This is a genomic window from Acidovorax sp. KPB24-03, assembly GCF_057546605.1.
In genome coordinates this window covers 1-592 of record NZ_BAAJYR010000932.1, presented here as the reverse complement: position 1 = coordinate 592, position 592 = coordinate 1, and the positions used below count along the sequence as shown (strand labels likewise).

General features: G+C 72.1%; 1 protein-coding gene. It reads left to right on the top strand.

What is annotated here, in order from left to right; translation table 11 throughout:
• Nucleotides 1-592 (top strand): cobalt-precorrin-5B (C(1))-methyltransferase CbiD (gene cbiD, locus AC27KI_RS26875; RefSeq protein ID WP_487116956.1); only part of this gene is annotated, 592 nt, incomplete at both ends.

The following is a 592-nucleotide window of genomic DNA, read 5'->3' as shown; positions in this document are numbered from 1 at the left end:
CGGCGCGGTGCGGCTGGCGGGCGGCTTCGGCGTGGGCACCGTCACCATGGCCGGCCTGGGCCTGGCGGTGGGCGGCCCGGCCATCAACCCGGTGCCGCGCCAAAACATCGAAGAGAACGTGCGCGCCGTGGGCGAGGCGCTGCTCGCCCATGCGGGGCTGGAGGTCACCATCTCCGTGCCGCAGGGCGTGGAAATGGCCAAGAAGACGCTCAACGCGCGCCTGGGCATCCTGGGCGGCATCTCCATCCTCGGCACCACCGGCATCGTCAAGCCCTACTCCACCTCGGCCTACCGCGCGAGCGTGGTGCAGGGCGTGCAGGTGGCGGCCACGCTGGGCCACGGCGTGGTGGTGCTCACCACCGGCGGGCGCACCGAGCAGTTCGCCATGAAGGAGCGCGCGCAGCTGCCCGCCGCCTGCTTCGTGCAGATGGGCGACTTCCTGCGCTACGCGCTCGACGAGGCCGTGGCCCAGGGGCTGCGCGAGGTCGTCATCGGCGGCATGGTGGGCAAGCTCACCAAGATCGCCCAGGGCGAGACCATCACCCACGCCAACCGCGCCGAGGTCGACACGCAACTGCTGGCCGAACTCGCC